The organism is Achromobacter sp. Marseille-Q0513 (genome assembly GCF_018195695.1).
GTDB lineage: Bacteria > Pseudomonadota > Gammaproteobacteria > Burkholderiales > Burkholderiaceae_B > Achromobacter.
This window is the reverse complement of the sequence record NZ_JAGTJY010000449.1, coordinates 1-608: the sequence shown is the minus strand read 5'-3', so window position 1 is coordinate 608 and position 608 is coordinate 1. Positions and strand designations below refer to the sequence as shown.

General features: G+C 57.7%; 1 protein-coding gene. It reads right to left on the bottom strand.

The annotated features are described in order from the left end of the window. Positions 1 to 229: 229 nt before the first annotated feature. Positions 230 to 496, bottom strand: a complete 267-nt coding sequence (locus KDH83_RS31195) for a hypothetical protein (RefSeq protein ID WP_212322976.1) — start codon at positions 494 to 496, stop codon at positions 230 to 232. Between the last annotated feature and the right edge of the window lie 112 nt (positions 497 to 608).

Genomic DNA, 608 nt, shown 5'->3' with positions numbered 1-608 from the left:
ACCCATCGGATTCTTCTTGAGTTCTGACACGCTCGCGGTGATTTCCGCCAAGATAAGATGCGACATGATCTGTTCCTTGACCAATTACAAGTGCTAATTGTAGTGCTGCTTTCTGGTCTCTTTCAAGGACTAGGGGCGTAAAAATGCACAGTCTTCCAGGCACGTTTAGCGGGCCGTAGAGCGCGACGCGCCCGCAGAGCCCGAGGGTCGCTTTCTTCGAGAAAACGCCCTACAGGCTCGTGGCGGGGTGTCCAAAAGGCTTTTTTGACCCTTGGCGCGCGGCTCCCCCTTTGCTGAACCATGCTTCCGTAAAGGCCATGTTCATGCCCAGCGCCATGGTGTCAGACGCCAGCCTCCAGCCGGCGGGAATGTTGGTGGTCAGCGCATTGCGCGTGGTTTGCAGCAACGACGTTTCGAGCGGTCGCGGGACGGCTACCAGCCAACCGACCTGACCCTGACCTTGCTTGAACACGCGGAACGGATTGGGGGCTTGCACATGCAGATCAAACCTGCCCTCTGCGATACGCGATCGGTACAGTGCTGTTGCGCGTCATCGCAACATCGTGATGGCATCCGCTTCAACATCGCCCCCGACGACAGGACTTTCC